Genomic DNA, 16,201 nt, shown 5'->3' with positions numbered 1-16,201 from the left:
GTGTCTCGCCGGTCCTTTTCGGTGACCCTGTCCGCTGACGACACTGTGAGGGAGTAAGCACTTGTACGGCTCCAAAGGAAGTGGGCCAACCATCACCGCGGGGGGAGCACTGGCCACAACGGGCCCCAACACCGTTTTCCTGGTGATGGGTGCGCTGGCCCTGCTGGTCATGGGGGCACTGCTGCTGCGCTCCGCCTATCTGGCCAAACAGGACTGAGGCAGCGGTGAAGAGCACCGGGCGAAGATCTCGCCCGGTGCTCTTCGCTGTTGGAACCCTCGGCTACGCGGCCGAGCGCTTGCGGTTCGTCCGGCTCGGATCCTTCGCGATGATCTTGGCGAGGATGAGGAAGGCCAGCGTGAAACCGATGATGGCGAGAACGGAGCCGACGAACTTGTGCGACACCTCGTAGCCCGGATCCATGCCCCATTCCTGCGTGGAGAACGCAATGAGGGCGATACGCAGCTGGTTCACCAGGATGGCGGCCAGAGCGCCGATCACGCCACCGGCGAGCAGCCGGATCATCGACACCCGGGAGAACATCAGCAGCAGGCTCACCACCACCCCGATGGGCACCACCATGATGATGACGGTGCATTCGGCCGTGATGCGCAGCCCGGTGGGATCGGAGGTACCGAGTCCAAACAGGATGACCTCGTTCAGCGTGCTGGTGTCGCCTGTGGTCACTGCCCGCACCAGCGGCTCGGCCAGTACGGCCTCGATCGCCCGAACCGCAAGCGCTTCGACGACCATCAGGCCGCAGAGCGCCAGCAGGGCGAGCCCCAGAAAGAACCGCAGGGACCGGACGGGCCATGACTGTCGCGGCGCGTCATGGCTGGCAGGTGGTTCGAGCACGGTCGTCATGTCATGCCTCCTTGGCAGTGGGCCCGACGGCGATTTCGGCATTCCTTCGGGTCTTGGCCCATCCGGCACGTCCGCGGATCAGGCGGACGACCGCACGCGTGGTGACGGCGTAGGTGTAGTAGACGTAGAGCCAGAAGCCGAAGCCCCACAGCACGCCTTTCCACCACGGTGCCTCCGGGCAGCATTGCTTGCGATAGATCGGTCCCCACATCGCGAACGGGGCGATCCCGAACAAGAAGAGCATCAGGAAGAACCACCACTGGTCGGCGAAACTTCCGTTGGTGTTCACGACATCGGCTGCGAGCAGGGACAGCGCCACCGGCCAGACCAGCACACCCACGAACTGCAGGTACGGCAGCACCAGGTAGTAGCACGCTTCGATGACGCCCGAGTTGGAGAAGTACTTCGACCGCACCACCTGCGGCACGTACCGCACACATTGCATGTTGCCCTGCGCCCAGCGTGTGCGCTGGGTGAGCAACCTCCGCAACCGAGGCAGCCCCTCCTGCGCGACATAGGTCTCGTGCACGTAACGATTTCGGTGCCCCGAAAGCAGAACATGGAGTCCCAGCTCATAGTCCTCGAGCAACGAGCCGTGCCACGGGCTGTGGAACTTCTCCGCGATCTCGTCCAGTACCGAAAGACGGGTGAACTGACCGTTGCCCCCAAGACCAACCGAGCCGGTGCGTTCCCGGAGGTGCTGCATGGCGGCGATCGTGGTGCGGAACTCGAGGTCCTGCATGCGAACGAGGTAGGAGGCACCGAAGTTGACCAGCCTGCCGTCCCCCGGCCGCGGATTCGGATCGTCCCGATTGTCCATCCACACCGCAATCTGCGCCGCGCCCACCTCCGGATCGCCGAAGCACTCCGGGCCTGCGACCTGAACCAGCGCGTTGGGCGCCATCACCCCATCGGCATCGAGTACGAAGACGATGATCCGCGAGCGATCCACGTCCGCAGGCAGGAACCGGTTCAGCTCCACGTAGGCGGCGTTGAGCGCGTCGCCCTTGCCGGTCCTCGCCTCAGGGCGCCTTCGCTGGACGAGGTGCACCATCGGATCCGATGCGGCACAGCGGAGCACGATGTCGGCGGTCTCGTCGTCACTGTCGTCGTCGACAACCCAGACATGACACTGCGGGAAGTCCCTGCGGAGCCTGGTCAGGGTGCCTTCGATCACCGCGGCCTCGTCCCGGCAGGGGATGAACGCATGCCATCCGTAGTCGTCCGGATTGCCAGGCCGCGTCGGCTTCCGCCGCAGAAAGGGCACCATGATCGACACCATGTAGCTGAGGAACATGACGACCAGGACCAGCGAAATCGACTCGAATGCGGAGAATCCGCCCATCAGCTCTCCCTCTCCGCCACGCGCCGCGCGGGCGCATGGTCCGTAGGTGTTTCGGTACCGCGCAACAGGTCCGCGCGCGCGAGCGCGTTACGCACGATGAGGCCGCCGGCGACGGTGAACAGACCGGCCAGCCCAGCCGAACCGGCGACGGCCAGTGCCGCGCTGAGCTCCCGCGCCGCCGCACCGGCCACCAACGCAACGAGGGCGCCCACCGCCGCCGTCGCCAGCAGCGCTGCCGCAGCGAGCGCCCAGCCGCGGACGAGCCAGCTGCGCCGGAGATCAACAGCAGGGGTGGCCAGCCTCCGCAGGTAACTTCCGTTGGTGACACACACGACGAGGGCTGCTGCGACACCGATGGCCGCGCCACCGACCACATCGGACGGCCGGTTCCACAGGCCGGCGCACAGCAGCACGGCGACCAGCGCCGGGCCCCAGGCGGCGAACTGGTGCGCACCCGCACGCGCGGCGGGTGCCACCACCTGCGGGGTCGCGACCGCGAGCCCTACCGACGCGGCCAGCAGCGGCGAGGGAAACGACGTACCGGTCCCCCACGCGAGGTCACCGGTAAACGCGGGCCGGGGCGCGGCGAGCAGGATCACGGCAGCCACCGCGAATGCGCTGAACGCGCTGAAGCCGACCACCCACACGGCCCGCCAGTCCCGGCTGTTGGCCAGTGGGAGCGCCACCGCCAGCACCGCCACCACGATCAGCCCGAGAGGCACCACAATGGCGGCCACCCGCACAACCGCCGAGATGGCCGGCAGCGCGTGCAGGCTCCCGACCAGACCTGCCTCGAGCGCTTGCCCCCATGGATTGAGTACCCCGAGCAGATAGGTGACCGCCGCGACGCCCAGCGCCACCGCGGCCGCGATGGCCGTGTTCCCCTCGACCGTTCTGGACACACCAGAGCGGATGTTCACCCGTTCTCCTCCTCATACATGGTGTTGCGCGTAGAGGACCGGAACTCACGTCGTTTCATGTCGCGTCCCGGTAACCCCGCTGCCGTTCGCGGGGAACCTCGCCCGCGGCCAGCAACAGCGCGACCAAAGCCAGCACCGTCGCGGCAGTCAGCAGCAGCCAGCTGACGATCCTCGCGAACCCCGTGGACTCGTGCCCCCACAGGCGGATCAAGGCCGCCGCCACGAGCAGCCTCACCTGGCTGGCCACGACGATCAGCGCGGCCGCGCGGGCGGCAGCAATCCGGAGCATCCGGATGTCCATTCGCGACCACGCCATCGTCGCGGCCAGCACGAGCAGCCACGGCACCAGGAGCGAGAGCACCGAGGCGACCGACGTGATACGTAGGCCAGCAGCATCCGCAGTCCCGAGACCGAAGTAGACAGTGTCCCCCGTTGCACTGGTCGGCCCCCAGCCGAGCAGCCAGAACACCAGCCGCAGGAGCGCCGCCTCCCCCGCGCGGATGCCGGTGTGCGCGACAACCAGTACCACCGCCACGCCGACCAGCACGAGTGCTCCGTCCCGCCCGCTGGTCACCGGTCGAGCGGCCACGGCCACCACAGCTCGCCCGGCTCGTCGTACACGTCGAACTGGGGCGCCGGCTCGATCGGCGCCACGAACTCGGGCCCACGGAATGCGGCCGGGCCGGCCACCAGTAACAGCAGCACCGCCAGGCAAGCGGTGAGCACCCCCGAGCGCACCAGCGCCTCGCGACGGCTCAGCCTCATCCCGGCCACACCGCGCGCACCTCGCCTGGCCGCTCCTGCCATGTGCCACCTCCAGTTCGCGGCTACCCCCGCGTGGGTAGACAGCACGCGGGCGCGCGGCATCACGGCCTGGCGAGTTTCTCACCTGTTGGGGCTACCGGACGGCTGGCGCGGCGGTCACGGGCCGAGCACCGCGCGGCCGCCTCGACGAGCAATCGCGCACAGCGACCCGCATCCGGTCTGCTGGCCGGGTTCGGCCGTGTCAAGTCCCGCAGCACGCGCTGCAGTGGCCGGACCGCTCCGCCCGGGATCGCTTGGTCCTCCAGACATCCGCTCAGCAGCAAGCCGAGCGTACCGACGTCGGCGGCGAACTCGCTACCGCCTGCTCCGTCGTACAGTCTCGCCTTACCGAAGCCGAGCAGCCAGGCCGCGCCGGCGGCGCCGACGACGACGTTGGCGGCACGCAGGTCACCATGCACCACCTGTCGCGAGTGGACGTGGGCCAGCACACCGGCGACCCGGGCACCCAGCATGGCGATGGTGGCGCCGTCGATCGGTTCCGCGGCGAGCAGCTGCGGTAGCGGGCGTCCAGGGACCAGCTGCATGACGAGGTAGGGCAAGCCGTCATGTGCGCCGACGTCATAGATTGCCGGGACACCGGGGTTGTTGAGCCGGGCCAGCAGCTGCGCCTCACGTTCGGCTCGATCCCGTGGCGAACCGCTGCCACTCGGACAGAACAGCTTCATCGCGACGTCGCGACGCAGGTTACGGTCCTGTGCCCGAAACACCTCGGCGGCGCCGGAGCGAGCGAGGGGTCCGAGCACCTGGTAACGGCCGTCCACAATGGTCCCCTCAGGCAGGCGCCGGTTCGGTTCGGCAGGCTCAGCCATTCGGCACCGCGGCCAGCACGCGGGATTCCACTCCGGACCCGCCGTCCCCGTCCTGCTCCGGCCTTGCCGGTACCGCCCTGCCCACAACGAATCCCGTACCCGCCGTGCAGGCGGCCAGGAAGGTGATGAAATGGTCGCCGAACGCCCGCGGATGTCCGACGTCGCGGCTGCGCGCCGCACGGTAGCCGTCCAGTGCCGACCCACATTCGGCACCGTCGACGATCCAGCCCAGCGCCGTGCTGAGCTTGTGCAGCGGGATGCCTGGCTGGCTTTCCGGAACATGCCTGCGCAGTGCGACCTGCCGTGCCGACTCGAACTCCGCGTGCCGCCGTCCACTCCACACTGTGTCGCCGTACTCGTCCCTGGTAGCGGTCAGGCCGTAGTCCTGAGGTCGTGGCAGACCGAACGCCGGCCGGTCCCGATCCTGCTCGAAGCTCGCGGCGTCGTAGGCCATCCCGAGCCGCAGGAGGGCGTCGCACAGCGCGGTCATCCGGTTGACCGACAGCCGCAGATAGTTGGCGGGCCGTGCGTACCAGTCGGGCCCGATCAGCACAAGGGTGGTCAGCGCGGCGCGGTTGTACAGGTCGAAACGCATAATGGACGATCCCTCGCAGGTCGTTCGTGCTGACTGGTCCGGCACCGGCGCCGGTGAAGCGTCATGGTGTCGGCTCGACCAGTTCGCCATAGCGCTGCCTGAGTGCCCTGCGCGCTCGCCAGAGCAACGAGCATGCGGCTGGCGGCGCGATCCCGAGCACCCGTGCGATGTCACCGGGGCTGTAGCCGAGCACCTCGACCATCCACAGCACCTCTCGCCAGCGCCGCGGCAACGAGGTGAACGCACTGTCCACCATGGCCTCTGCCTCGGTAGGCGCTGGATCGGGCCCGTTGGCCTGTGCCGGGACCCGGACGGCCACGATCTCCAAACCCACGGAGACGCTTCGCGCATTCTTCACTCCCATATCGATGGCCAGCCGCCGGATCGTCGTCCGCAGGTACGCCGCGACATTCGCGACCGGTCCGCGTCCCTGTTCCAACGCCAGCATCAGGCGCACCAGTGCATCGGCGGCCAGATCCTCGGCATCGACCCTCGTGGCGGCGATCGCGGTCGCGTACCGCAATGCGCGACCGTGGTGACGCGCGAACAACTCGCTGAACGCATTGCGGTCACCACCCCTCACCTGGCCGAGCAGATCCTCATCCGCCTGCTCGGCGAGGGCTGTAGCAGAAAGCCCGCTCATTTTCCCTCCCGGTCCTGCCTCCTGAGGCCAGGAATGAAACCACAGAATCCAAGCTCCGAAAGGGTGAAGCAATTCCACTGAAACACACGATGTTTTTCCAAACCTCACTCACGAAGGTGAAAGAAGTCGCTTCTCACCGGCTGGTCGTAACGGAATCACACGCTTGCCCGATAGGCGTCAGGACACGAAGGCGACCGATAACAGCGCGGTAACATTGCTCCAAAAATGGAACCGACACCGTCCTCGCCTGGGAATAGAAGTGCGCCGAATCACATGATTTGTTCGCGACAAGGAAGCCGAACTCCGGTATCCACTATGGACATGGCCCGCTCTCGAACGACGTCATTCGCCGCCGACGCTCGGCATGGTGGACAGCGATTCGCTGCTGGTGCCGGGCGCGGCGGCTCGGACGATCTCGGGTAAAGGGTGTACTCAGCCCCCGACGAACCTGCGTGCCAGCTCACGCACGATCCGCTCGGAGGCATGGCCGTCGCCGAACGGCGACGGCACCCCGGCCAGCTGCCGATGCAGCTCGGGGAGGTTCTCCAGCCACTCGCCCGCCGTCTTGCTGATCAGCGGCCCCGGTGAGACGAGGACAGCGAAGTGCCGCATGGATTCCGGCCGCTCAGTGGAACGCCGGACCACGATCAGTGGCCGCTTCAGCACCGTGGCCTCTTCCTGCAGCCCACCGGAGTCCGATACCAGCAGCGCCGCATTCGCAGCCAGTCCCAGGAAGTCGGCAGAACCGAGTGGCGAGGTCACCGTCAGCGCGTCGAGATACCGCGCGAGCCCGTGCCGCTCGACCGCCGCACGGGTTCGCGGATGCACGGGCAGGATCACCTGGCACGGAATCCTGTTCAGCTCTGCGAGAATCGCCTGCAGCGCAACGGGATCATCGGTGTTCTCGGGCCGGTGGATCGTGGCCAGCACGTAGCTGCCCGCCGTCAGCCTCCGATCGGCGAGCAGCTGCCGCTGGACGTTCTCGGGCGGAAGCTGTGCGTGCACCGCCTCGACGACTGTGTTCCCGGTCTGGATCACGGACTTGCCGGCGATACCTTCGTTGGCGAGGTTACGAACGTTCTCCGCCGTGGCCGCGCACAGCATGTCGGAGATGTGATCGGTGAGGATCCGGTTGTGCTCCTCCGGCATGTTCTTGTCGTAACTCCGCAGACCGGCCTCGACATGGACCACCGGAATGTTTGCGGCGTTACCAGCGAGCGCCCCGGCTACGGTCGTGTTCGTGTCGCCCTGCACGATGATCGCCAGGGGGCGCCGCTGCCGGAAATGCTCGTCCATCGATTGCAGTGCTGTGGCGATCTGGCTCCCCCGGCTCGAACCACCGACGGCCAGGCGCACCTGGGGTTGCGGCAAGCCCATCTCCGTGAAGAACACAGTGGACAGTGCATCGTCGTAATGCTGTCCGGTGTGGATGATGTAACCCTTGGGCCCCAGCGCCTTGATGATCCCGGCCAGCTTGATGATCTCCGGTCGGGTGCCGAGTACGACGGCGACCCCCTCATCCGGAATCCTGGCGATGCTTGCTTCGTCGCGCTCCGACAGGGTCATCTCATCCGCTCCTTCAGCCGAGAATCCGTTCACGGTAGGAGGACCTCGAAGGTAGCGGAAATATCACGCAGTCCAGCGGATCATCACGGCGGCGACGGCTTCGGCTCCGTGTTCACCAGCTCGGCATGGACGATGAGGCGCTGCCAGTTCCCCCACTGGGGATGGCAGGTCGTCAGCGTGAGCAGCCGGCGTTGCGGTGCCTGGTCGGGATTCTCGGGATCGGGTGCGATGACCCAGGTATCCGTCGGGCTCACGATGTGCACGGCGTAGACCCGGTAGGTGTACCTGGCCTGGCTGGTCTCCACCGAGATCGCGTCACCGTCGCCCAGCTCGTCCAGATCCCAGAAGGTGCCGTGGGACCGGTGCCCGGCGACGGCGAAGTTGCCCACTTCGCCCGGCTGCTGCGTGGCCGGATAGTGGCCGGGCCCCGAGCGAAGGTCGCTCAGTGACACACCTTCGACCACCACCCAGCTCAGCCCGAGCCGGGGAATGGCGAGCCGCGCAAAGGGCGCTCCATCCCCTACCACTGTGGACTGATCGGTCCCTACGGTGTCCGGGTTCGCTACGTCGGCCGGCCGGTCCTCGGCGGGCTGTGGTCCGGTCCTACCGTCCCATTGCGCCTGCAGCTCCCGCTCGAGCCGGTCCTGCTGCTCCCTGGTCTCCGCGGGCTTGCCCCACGTCTGGTAGGCGGCGAACAACAACACGACGAGCCCCAGGACTACACAGGTGTCCCCGGCGACGCGGATGAGGCCTCCACGCCCGCGCCGCTGTCGCGGCCCGGGGTGCACCGCCGTCCCCTCCGCCGCTTGCGTCACCATCGACCTCCGACTCGTAGAGCGCCTACGGTCAACAGACCGCAACGCGCGCGCGTTCATGACGCCGGTGGGGAAACGGAGCGACAACGACTGCGGGTCAGGAGATCCAGCCCGCCCGCAGCGCGATGGCGACGGCATTGGCGCGTGACCTCGCACCGAGCCGCTTACGGATCTTCACCATGAGCGCGCGGACCTCGGCTGCCTCCAGCCGCAGCTCCCGTGCTGTCAGCTCGGCCGTCAGGCCGGCAGCCGCACACTCCAGGACTGCTTTCTCGATGGGGCCAAGGACATCGGCGTGGATACGCTGCTGACGGTGCCGTGCGGTCTCGATGGCCCGGACCACCTGGTCGCTCACCGGCAGGATGCCGACCATCTCCGGCTCCCCGCAGTGACAGGAGATCACTCCGTCGACCAGCTCCCGCAGGCCCGCCCAGCCCTCCAGGTCCACCGGATGCTCGCGGCACAGCAACGTCAGCAGAACGGTGCGTGACGAGGCCGCGCGCACGGCGGCACATGCGGCAGGCGCGTCCGGCACGTCCAGGTCCACGACGACGAGGTCGGCACACCACTGCGCGAGCAACGGCCGCGATTCCCTTGGCATGGAGTCGATCCAGCGTAGCCGCCGGTCCGCATGGCAGACCGCCCGGATGAACGCGCCGTGCACCGGGTCGGAGCCCAGGTAGCCGAGCCGCTGTTCGGCCTCGACCGTACCGGCCAGCGGTACCGAGCCTGGCCACGTCATGCTCATCGTCGTCCTCCGCTCACGTCGCCGGAGCCGACCTGCTCCGTACCGGGTCCACACTCGACTCTTCTCATCCACTGGGATGGTCGTTCTGTTCCGGCGCAGGAAAGACCGGCTCCCCTGCCCGAATCTGACGGCACTCACCTAATCGCAGGACAACGGCCATCCGCGCTTTCACCACCTAGTTCACCAAGCAACCGGCTTGCTCCGCCCGGCGTGGATCGGTAGATCAACAAGAGGGGCCTGGTGCGGAGTCGGCTGGCGCCCCGTCCGCCAAAGGAAAATCAGAGGAGTGGTTGGTGCGCGTCGCTGTGCTCGGCGCCGGGATCGTCGGCAGGACACTGGCAACCCGGCTTACCGAGTTACGCCACCAGGTGATGCTGGGCACTCGCGCACCCGGTGATCCGAAGGCGGTCCGGTGGGCTCGACGGGCGGGCGACTACGGTGAGGTCGGGACCTACTCGACCGCGGTCGAGGCGGCCACCCTCGTGATCAACGCGACCGCCGGCACCGTCTCGGTGCAGGCGCTGCGCGCTGTCGGCTCGGATGCGCTCGCCGGCAAGGTGCTCGTCGACGTGGCCAACCCCGTTGTCGCACCAGATGCCGACCCACCGACGCTCGAGCCCGTCGGGCTCCACAGCCTCGGCGAGCAGATTCAGCAACAGTTCCCGCGGTCGCATGTCGTCAAGACGCTCAACACCGTGAGCCCGGCGATCATGGTGCAACCCAACCGGCTCCCAGGCCATCACGTCATGTTCGTCGCCGGGAACAACCGGCAGGCGAAATGGGTGGTCACCGGGCTTCTTCGTGAGTTCGGGTGGCCACAGGACAACATCATCGACCTCGGCGACATCTCCGGAGCGCGGAGTATGGAGATGCTCGTCCCGCTGCGCCAGCGGCTCAGCAGGTCACTCGGCCACACGAACTTCAACATCCACATTCAGCACACGTAGAGCGCGTCTGAGGATTGTCCTCCGTGCGAGCGGTGATCCAGATGGAGGTGTCCTGCGGGACACCCGCGCCCAGGATCAGCAAGGCGGAGGAGGGAGCCATGACGGAGTCATGGTGACTGACGACAACGCAGCGAGGCGCCATCTGGGCACCGCGCAGCCGGTACGCGATAGTCCTCAGACGCGCTCTGAGAATGTGACTGCCGTCACGCCCACCATTGCGGACTTTCGCACCTCACCGCGCTGGTCCACTATGGAGACCTGGTCAATGGCGCCTGTCGAGCTTTGCTCGACAGGGACTCACGGACCGACGGTCGGGGGACTGGCAAGTGACCGCTCGCGGTCACACGAGAGAGTGTCATGCGGTGACGAGTTCACAGGAGCAACAGCGCGGTGGGACGGACGGAGAGCGTGCGCGGGCGGAGGCCCTGCACGAGCGGTGGCGAGGTCAAACCCTGCATGACGGCTGGCCGCAGGACATGCGCTGGGAAGTCCCCGCCACCCAGCAGGTGGTCAACGCCTGCCTGACCGGCACGGGCCTGCACGCCGCGCTACGCACACTCGCGGACGAGCGGTTCGACGAGGCGACCTCCCCCGCGGAGTTCGAACGCGACATCGACTCCCTCGCGATCTGCCTAATAGGGCAAGACACCTCGACTGTCAACACTGGACAGTTACGTGACCTTGCGCACCGGGCGGCGCACTCGATCATCACCGAGGACAACGTCCTCGCCCAGCTGATCGATCCGACCACGGAGCTACGAACCCGCACAGCGTTCCTGTGCGACCTCACCGGCGCAGGCTACCGCCACGAGCGGGTATATGTCTGGACGGCACGCTGGCCGGCCGGCGCACCACCGTGGTCCGAAACCGCCACCCGGATAGCCGTTGCCGCACAAGTACTCGCCATACTCGGACCACGCGACTCGGCCAGTTATCTCGGTCCCCGCACCCTGTCAGCGTTGCTGACAGCACCGGAGCGCCGGCGGGAACTCGAACAATGCCTGCACGGTCTATCGCAACTCGGCACGTTCGAGACCACAATGGTGGAGTGCGCGCAAATGGACTGGCCGGTCTGGGCCCGCTGGATCGTCGAGGCCTTTCCGGAACTCATCGACGAGCCACTTCCGTGACGCCGCCAATTACCACAAATGGCCTAATGTAACCTCCTCGTTATCCACGCCGAAATTCGACCGCGCCATATCGTGACGGCAAACGCTCGTGTTAACCCGGCACCACAAAAGCCACCTGAACAGGTTCGGAAACCAACCTACAGTGGCCTTCCCGCACCACGAAGCCTGCTCAACTCACCCGAAAGATGCTCGTTTTCTGTAGTTCCATGTGGTCGGTAACTCAGAAAGTCGGGAGTCGATCACATGCAGCAGATCGTCAGCGAATGCACCGGTGCCGTCTCGGACGCACATCTCATCGAACAGGCCCGCGGCGGCAGCCGGGATGCATTGGCGACGGTCTTCGTGCGCCACCATCCGCCGACATTGCGTTACGCCCGCACGCTCACTCGGTGCGCGGCGGACGCGGAAGACGTGACCGCGGAGGCACTCCTGCGCATGATGTCGGCGCTCACCGCGGGAAAAGGTCCCACCACCAATGTCCCGGCGTACCTGCGCACGGCAGTGCGGCGGCTCTGGGTGGACATGGGGACCCAGGCCGTCCGCTCGATCGCGACCGGGCTCGACGTCGGTGACGGCTGGACCGTCGTGGCGGGATCCTTTGCCGACACCGACATCGAGCACGACAGCACGCTACGGCAGGCTTTCCTCGCGCTGCCTTCCCGGTGGCGCCACGCACTCTGGCTGGTCGACGTCCAGGGCTACCGGCCTGCCGAGCTCGCGACGGCGCTGGGGGTCACGCCACCCGCCGCCTGCTCGCTGCTCTGGCGCGCCCGCAAGGCCCTTCGGGCGCGGTTCGACGAACTCGACGGCGCCCGCGTCGACGGCTAGAGCGCGCCACCGCCGTAGAGCCAGGCATCAGCCACGGGAAAGAGCCAGAACCACAGCACCGCGAGGAACGCGCCCGCGAGCAGCACCGCACCGGTCAGCTTGACGGCTTTGCCTCCCGGGAGCAGTTGCCAGATCAGTAAGAACATCGGTCACGACGGCCTGCGCGGGCTGCCGGCCTGGCGCCGGGACTGTTCGGCTTTCCGCCGCGGCTCGTCGACCTCCTCCCGGACGATCCGCTCGATCTGTTTGCTCGCCTCGCGAAGCCGCCGCATGGGTCCCATCGCGTGTCCTCCTCCTCGATCCGGCGCAACCTTGCTGGAAGAGAAGACGGCTGCGGCACCGCCGGCATGTCGCGGCCCGAGCGACATGTTCGAGGTGACCCGGCGGTCAAACTAGGTATGGGGCCGACACGAATACGACCGCTCTCCGCCGCACTGCTGGCCGGGCTCGTGCTGCTGACCGGCCAGCAGGTGGCGGCCGCTGACCCGGTCACGGACAACGCGGTCGCGGAGTACCGCAGGCTCAGCCACGAGGCCGAAGTCGCCAACGAAGCGGCGGCGCAGGCACGCATGCGGCTCGCCGACCTGGAGTCCCAGCTCACCAGAAGTACTGCGACAGCACAGCAAGCGCAACGTGATGCGGACCGGGCGGCGGCCGACGCCGGGCGGGCGGAGCGAGCCGCGCGCGCGGCCACGGCGGCCACGGCACAGTGGCAGCGGGAGCTCGATTCGTTCGCGCAGGCCGCGTTGCAGGGCGGAGTGCGTTTCGACGGGCTGGCCGCGCTGCTCAACAGCGACTCGCCGGGCGAGTTGCTGTCCGCGAAGTCGATGCTCGACCTGATCGCGGCCGACAACAACGAGGCGCTGCGGCGCCTCGCGCGCGCCTCCGCCGACGCCAACGCGGCACGTGCCAGGGCCACAGCTCAGCGCGAGCGCGCCGCCGATTCCAGTGACCAGGCCTCCCGCCATCGCTCACAGGCACAGCGGCTGCGTGACGAAGCCGCCACGACACTGGCCGAAGCCGAAGAGCGGGAACGACTCCTGCGCCGGCAGATCGCGGGCGTGCGGCGCGCACTGGACGAGTTGTCGGCCGCGCAGCGCGCCGGGCTCGCCGACGTAGGTCCCACGGTCGAGCAGCCGACAGGGAACGGCCAGAGCGCGCAGGTTGTCCGCTTCGCGCTCGCACAGCTCGGCAAGGCCTACGCCTGGGGCGCGACCGGCCCCGATGCCTACGACTGCTCCGGGTTGGTCCTCGCCGCGTACAGCGCCGCGGGGATCGGCTTGCCGCGCACCAGTACCGCTCAGTCGTCCACCGGCGCCGAAATATCACGTGACGAGGTCCGCGCCGGGGACCTGATCTTCTACTATCGGCCCGTGAGTCACGTCGCCATCGCGATCGACGGTTCACGTGCCGTGCACGCCGCGACCTTCGGCGAACCGGTCAAGGTCGCCACGATCGACGCGATCGGGCCCGTCTCCGGCATCAGACGCATTTCCCAGTAACAGCACCGGATTTCGCCGTCAGCCCGGGCAGGTTCGGTCGTCAACCTCGTACCAGAGACGACTCCATCCCGCGCCGGTTCCCTTGACAGGAAAGGAGAACATCGCGTTGCCCCACGACGAAGCGGGCGCGGAGCCGCAAGATGTCGTCGCCGAGCTGGCGAAGATCGCAGCCACGCGGGACTGGGCGGCTCTCGAAGCCCTGTGTGATCGCCTCTGGCTCGCGTTGCCCGGGCACTACGGTGCCGAGTTCCTGGCCGCGTTCGACCAGGTTCCCGAGGAAGAGTTGCTCCAGCGGCCACGGCTGCTCGTCGGCTGGCTGCTCGCGAGCTACGTCACGCAGGACCCACACCCCAGGGAACTACGACCGTTGTTGCGCCAGTACATCGACTTCGGCCCCCGGCTCGCGACAATGGTCGATCCCGAGACCGAGACCTCGGCCGCGACGCTGACCGTCGCCGGGACACTGATCATGATCTCCACACGGTTGCGCGGGGACCTCGAGGACGCCGAGCGGCTGGGCAGGCAACTGACCGCCCGCATGGCACAGCTGGACGCGCGGCCCTCGACCGAAGGCCCGGTCCGTCCGGGTTGGATCGCCATGCAACGCGGACTCACCCTTTCCCTGCTTGGCGATCTACCCGGTGCCGTTGAACAGTACCGGGAGGCCCACGAGCTCGCCCGCACCGAGCCGGTCGCCAACTACGCCGGTGTCAATGCGGCGGCCAACCTGGCGATGATCTTCGCTCAGCTCGGCCATCTGGAGACCTCGCAACAGTGGCTCAGCACATTGGACTCATATCCGCCTCCCCCGCCCAACGTCGCCCACCTGCTCACGGTCGGCGGCACCATCGCGCGCGGCTGGCACGCGCTCGACCAGTACGACTGGCCCGGCCTCGACGCCGCGCTGGAGACCGTCGGGGACGGCACACAGCCGATCGAGCTGTGGCCATTCGGCACCGCGCTGGTGGGTACGCGCGCCCTGCACGCCGGGCGCGCGGTCGAGTACCTCGACACCTTGCACGTCGTCCAGCTCAGCCACCCGGCCACGGTGACCGCTCAGGGGACGGGCCTGCGCGCACTACAGCGCGCACGTGCGGACCTGCTCATCGCGGCGGGCGAGGCGAACCGCGCCCTGCGGTTGATCAACGACGCGGGAACCGGTGCCCACTGGCTGGCGGTGCCTGCCGCGCGGCTGCGTCTGCTCAACGGCGACTACGAGCTGGCCCGCGCGCTCGCCTCGCGCGGCCCGTGGCATCCGGTGGCGTCCCATCGCGACACCCGGCAACTGTTGCTCATCAAGGCATCCGCGGCACTGCGCATGGGCGAGCGCGACGAGGCGGTCAAGGCGATGAGCGCCGCGATGCGCCTGCGATCGCCCGACGAGGTGCTGTCCCTCACGACGGTTCCCACGCCGGAAAGGGAGGAACTGTTCGCCCTGACCACGGTGCCGCTGTCGGACACAGCCGCCGAGCGGCTCGCCGCGGCGCGACCGGTCTTTCCTGAGCACATCCGGCTGATCGATCTGACCGCCCGGGAACAGGCGGTACTCGCCGAGCTCACCACGGGCGCCACCGCCGTGCAGATCGCGCGCACCCTTGTCGTCTCGGTGAACACCGTGCGCACCCAGATCCAGAGCATCTACCGCAAGCTCGATGTGTCCACACGCGACACAGCGTTGATGCGCGCGTCCGAGCTGGGAATCCTGTAACGCTGTCAGGACTCGTTCTGGTCGTTTCGCCCCTGCTGCTCGGCAAGGAACTTCTCGAACTGGCTCGCCAGCTCGTCGGCGGTCGGCATCGGCATGTCCTCGGCGAGCAGGCTGCCACGTGCGTTCGCAGCGGTGAAGGCGTCGTACTGCCGTTCCAGCGCCCCCACGACCTCGGCGACCTCCGCCGACTCGCGCACCTGCCGGTCGACCTCGACGTCCACCTGGCGTGCGGCGTCACGGAGGGCGTCGGTCGGCAGCCTCAACCCGGTCGCGCGTTCGATCGAGTCGAGCAGTGTCAGGCCCGCTGAGGGATATCGCGCCTGCGCAAGGTAGTGCGGCACATGCGCCGCGAACCCGACGACATCGTGGCCTGCGCGGCCCAGGCGCAGCTCCAGCAGCGCGGCGACGCTGCCCGGAATCTGCGCCTCGTTGAACAACACCTGATAGTCGCCCACCAGGTCGGCGCGCGTGGCATGAGCCGTCACCCCGAGTGGCCGGGTGTGCGGCACCCCCATGGGGATCCCATGGAAGTTCACGCTCAGCCGCACCTGCCAGCGCTCCACCAGGTGGCGCACGGCCGTGACGAACCGTTCCCACTCGCGATCCGGCTCCGGTCCGGTGAGCAACAGGAACGGCGTCTCGTCGGCGTCGTGGAGCAGGCGCACCACGAGTTCCGGTGCCTCGTAGTCGTCCCAGCGGTCACCGGCGTAGGTCATCGTCGGCCGCCGCGACCGGTAGTCGATCAGCCGGTCCACGTCGAAGCGCGCGACGACCGGCCCGTCCAGAGCCTCGGTGAGATGGTCGGCGACCGACCGGCCTGCGGTTCCCGCGTCGATGAACCCGTCGAAGTGATACAGCAGCACCGCGCCGTCCACAACGGGGACGCCGGAGTCCACTTCGTACAACTCACCCGGATCCGCCACCACACGAACCTCCTGATCCTCACCCGTCGTCGTCA

At 67.8% G+C, this 16,201-nt stretch carries 20 protein-coding genes; 6 read left to right on the top strand and 14 right to left on the bottom strand.

The features are described from left to right. Positions 1–61: 61 nt before the first annotated feature. Positions 62–217, top strand: coding sequence for a hypothetical protein (locus ABZ863_RS17585; RefSeq protein WP_358536501.1), 156 nt, complete (start codon positions 62–64; stop codon positions 215–217). 63 nt (positions 218–280) lie between these two features. On the opposite strand, the gene ABZ863_RS17580 is transcribed toward ABZ863_RS17585, so the two are convergent. The 11 genes from ABZ863_RS17580 to ABZ863_RS17530 all read right to left on the bottom strand — a co-directional run bounded on the left by ABZ863_RS17580 (position 281) and on the right by ABZ863_RS17530 (position 9,128). Continuing rightward, positions 281–862: an exosortase/archaeosortase family protein gene (locus ABZ863_RS17580; protein WP_358536499.1), complete on the bottom strand. Its 582-nt coding sequence runs from the start codon at positions 860–862 to the stop codon at positions 281–283. A 1-nt stretch (position 863) separates the two neighbouring features. Further along, entirely contained in the window at positions 864–2,207 is a 1,344-nt protein-coding gene (locus ABZ863_RS17575; RefSeq protein WP_358536497.1) for a glycosyltransferase family 2 protein, read from the bottom strand. Continuing rightward, positions 2,207–3,127, bottom strand: a complete 921-nt coding sequence (locus tag ABZ863_RS17570) for a hypothetical protein (protein WP_358536494.1) — start codon at positions 3,125–3,127, stop codon at positions 2,207–2,209. The genes ABZ863_RS17575 and ABZ863_RS17570 overlap by 1 nt, the downstream gene beginning before the upstream one ends. A gap of 55 nt (positions 3,128–3,182) precedes the next feature. Then, a complete protein-coding gene (locus tag ABZ863_RS17565) occupies positions 3,183–3,716 on the bottom strand; it encodes a hypothetical protein (RefSeq protein ID WP_358536492.1) in 534 nt (177 codons plus the stop codon). Then, entirely contained in the window at positions 3,698–3,934 is a 237-nt protein-coding gene (locus tag ABZ863_RS17560) for a twin-arginine translocation signal domain-containing protein (RefSeq protein WP_358536490.1), read from the bottom strand. Before ABZ863_RS17560 ends, ABZ863_RS17565 begins: the two co-directional genes overlap by 19 nt. A gap of 59 nt (positions 3,935–3,993) precedes the next feature. Next, complete coding sequence (locus ABZ863_RS17555; RefSeq protein WP_358536486.1) at positions 3,994–4,761, bottom strand: protein kinase; 768 nt, start codon at positions 4,759–4,761, stop codon at positions 3,994–3,996. Continuing rightward, entirely contained in the window at positions 4,754–5,356 is a 603-nt protein-coding gene (locus ABZ863_RS17550; protein ID WP_358536483.1) for a hypothetical protein, read from the bottom strand. Before ABZ863_RS17550 ends, ABZ863_RS17555 begins: the two co-directional genes overlap by 8 nt. 61 nt (positions 5,357–5,417) lie before the next feature. Beyond that, complete coding sequence (locus ABZ863_RS17545) at positions 5,418–5,999, bottom strand: RNA polymerase sigma factor (protein WP_358536480.1); 582 nt, start codon at positions 5,997–5,999, stop codon at positions 5,418–5,420. A gap of 432 nt (positions 6,000–6,431) precedes the next feature. Then, complete coding sequence (gene wecB / locus ABZ863_RS17540) at positions 6,432–7,565, bottom strand: UDP-N-acetylglucosamine 2-epimerase (non-hydrolyzing) (protein WP_358536478.1); 1,134 nt, start codon at positions 7,563–7,565, stop codon at positions 6,432–6,434. An 83-nt stretch (positions 7,566–7,648) separates the two neighbouring features. Beyond that, positions 7,649–8,383, bottom strand: coding sequence for a class E sortase (locus ABZ863_RS17535; RefSeq protein WP_358536475.1), 735 nt, complete (start codon positions 8,381–8,383; stop codon positions 7,649–7,651). 94 nt (positions 8,384–8,477) lie between these two features. Then, the gene (locus tag ABZ863_RS17530; protein WP_358536472.1) at positions 8,478–9,128 is read right to left on the bottom strand and encodes a LuxR C-terminal-related transcriptional regulator; all 651 of its coding nucleotides are present in this window, start codon (positions 9,126–9,128) and stop codon (positions 8,478–8,480) included. A 293-nt stretch (positions 9,129–9,421) separates the two neighbouring features. Between ABZ863_RS17530 and ABZ863_RS17525 the strand changes: the two genes are divergently transcribed. From ABZ863_RS17525 to ABZ863_RS17515, 3 genes are all read left to right on the top strand, one after another. Continuing rightward, the gene (locus tag ABZ863_RS17525) at positions 9,422–10,075 is read left to right on the top strand and encodes an NAD(P)-binding domain-containing protein (RefSeq protein WP_358536469.1); all 654 of its coding nucleotides are present in this window, start codon (positions 9,422–9,424) and stop codon (positions 10,073–10,075) included. Between the two features lie 362 nt (positions 10,076–10,437). Then, positions 10,438–11,205 (top strand): hypothetical protein, encoded by a 768-nt coding sequence (locus ABZ863_RS17520; protein WP_358536466.1) that lies wholly within the window; start codon positions 10,438–10,440, stop codon positions 11,203–11,205. Between the two features lie 243 nt (positions 11,206–11,448). Continuing rightward, on the top strand, positions 11,449–12,033 hold the full coding sequence (locus tag ABZ863_RS17515) for an RNA polymerase sigma factor (protein WP_358536463.1): 585 nt from the start codon (positions 11,449–11,451) through the stop codon (positions 12,031–12,033). Here ABZ863_RS17515 and ABZ863_RS17510 read toward each other — a convergent pair. Together ABZ863_RS17510 and ABZ863_RS17505 are read right to left on the bottom strand one after the other, a co-directional pair. After that, a complete protein-coding gene (locus ABZ863_RS17510; protein WP_358536461.1) occupies positions 12,030–12,179 on the bottom strand; it encodes a hypothetical protein in 150 nt (49 codons plus the stop codon). The genes ABZ863_RS17515 and ABZ863_RS17510 overlap by 4 nt on opposite strands. Before the next feature lie 3 nt (positions 12,180–12,182). Continuing rightward, entirely contained in the window at positions 12,183–12,314 is a 132-nt protein-coding gene (locus tag ABZ863_RS17505) for a hypothetical protein (protein WP_358536458.1), read from the bottom strand. Between the two features lie 117 nt (positions 12,315–12,431). Here ABZ863_RS17505 and ABZ863_RS17500 point away from each other — a divergent pair, with 117 nt between their 5' ends. Both ABZ863_RS17500 and ABZ863_RS17495 read left to right on the top strand, forming a co-directional pair. Further along, positions 12,432–13,535, top strand: a complete 1,104-nt coding sequence (locus ABZ863_RS17500) for a C40 family peptidase (protein WP_358536455.1) — start codon at positions 12,432–12,434, stop codon at positions 13,533–13,535. Between the two features lie 106 nt (positions 13,536–13,641). Next, positions 13,642–15,243, top strand: coding sequence for a LuxR C-terminal-related transcriptional regulator (locus ABZ863_RS17495; RefSeq protein WP_358536452.1), 1,602 nt, complete (start codon positions 13,642–13,644; stop codon positions 15,241–15,243). A gap of 5 nt (positions 15,244–15,248) precedes the next feature. Here ABZ863_RS17495 and ABZ863_RS17490 read toward each other — a convergent pair whose 3' ends face one another. After that, positions 15,249–16,169: a PAC2 family protein gene (locus ABZ863_RS17490; RefSeq protein WP_358536780.1), complete on the bottom strand. Its 921-nt coding sequence runs from the start codon at positions 16,167–16,169 to the stop codon at positions 15,249–15,251. Positions 16,170–16,201 lie beyond the last annotated feature (32 nt).

The sequence above is a fragment of the Saccharomonospora sp. NPDC046836 genome (assembly GCF_040645195.1).
Classification (GTDB): domain Bacteria; phylum Actinomycetota; class Actinomycetes; order Mycobacteriales; family Pseudonocardiaceae; genus Prauserella_A.
The sequence above is the reverse complement of the archived record's forward strand: the minus strand, read 5'-3'. Positions and strand labels throughout refer to the sequence as shown.

Coding starts and splice junctions, on each gene's coding strand:
- ABZ863_RS17580 (WP_358536499.1), bottom strand. CDS start 862: ATGACGACCGTGCTCGAACCACCTGCCAGCCATGACGCGCCGCGACAG.
- ABZ863_RS17575 (WP_358536497.1), bottom strand. CDS start 2,207: ATGGGCGGATTCTCCGCATTCGAGTCGATTTCGCTGGTCCTGGTCGTC.
- ABZ863_RS17560 (WP_358536490.1), bottom strand. CDS start 3,934: ATGGCAGGAGCGGCCAGGCGAGGTGCGCGCGGTGTGGCCGGGATGAGG.
- ABZ863_RS17555 (WP_358536486.1), bottom strand. CDS start 4,761: ATGGCTGAGCCTGCCGAACCGAACCGGCGCCTGCCTGAGGGGACCATT.
- ABZ863_RS17550 (WP_358536483.1), bottom strand. CDS start 5,356: ATGCGTTTCGACCTGTACAACCGCGCCGCGCTGACCACCCTTGTGCTG.
- ABZ863_RS17545 (WP_358536480.1), bottom strand. CDS start 5,999: ATGAGCGGGCTTTCTGCTACAGCCCTCGCCGAGCAGGCGGATGAGGAT.
- wecB (WP_358536478.1), bottom strand. CDS start 7,565: ATGACCCTGTCGGAGCGCGACGAAGCAAGCATCGCCAGGATTCCGGAT.
- ABZ863_RS17535 (WP_358536475.1), bottom strand. CDS start 8,383: ATGGTGACGCAAGCGGCGGAGGGGACGGCGGTGCACCCCGGGCCGCGA.
- ABZ863_RS17530 (WP_358536472.1), bottom strand. CDS start 9,128: ATGAGCATGACGTGGCCAGGCTCGGTACCGCTGGCCGGTACGGTCGAG.
- ABZ863_RS17515 (WP_358536463.1), top strand. CDS start 11,449: ATGCAGCAGATCGTCAGCGAATGCACCGGTGCCGTCTCGGACGCACAT.
- ABZ863_RS17510 (WP_358536461.1), bottom strand. CDS start 12,179: ATGTTCTTACTGATCTGGCAACTGCTCCCGGGAGGCAAAGCCGTCAAG.
- ABZ863_RS17505 (WP_358536458.1), bottom strand. CDS start 12,314: ATGGGACCCATGCGGCGGCTTCGCGAGGCGAGCAAACAGATCGAGCGG.
- ABZ863_RS17500 (WP_358536455.1), top strand. CDS start 12,432: ATGGGGCCGACACGAATACGACCGCTCTCCGCCGCACTGCTGGCCGGG.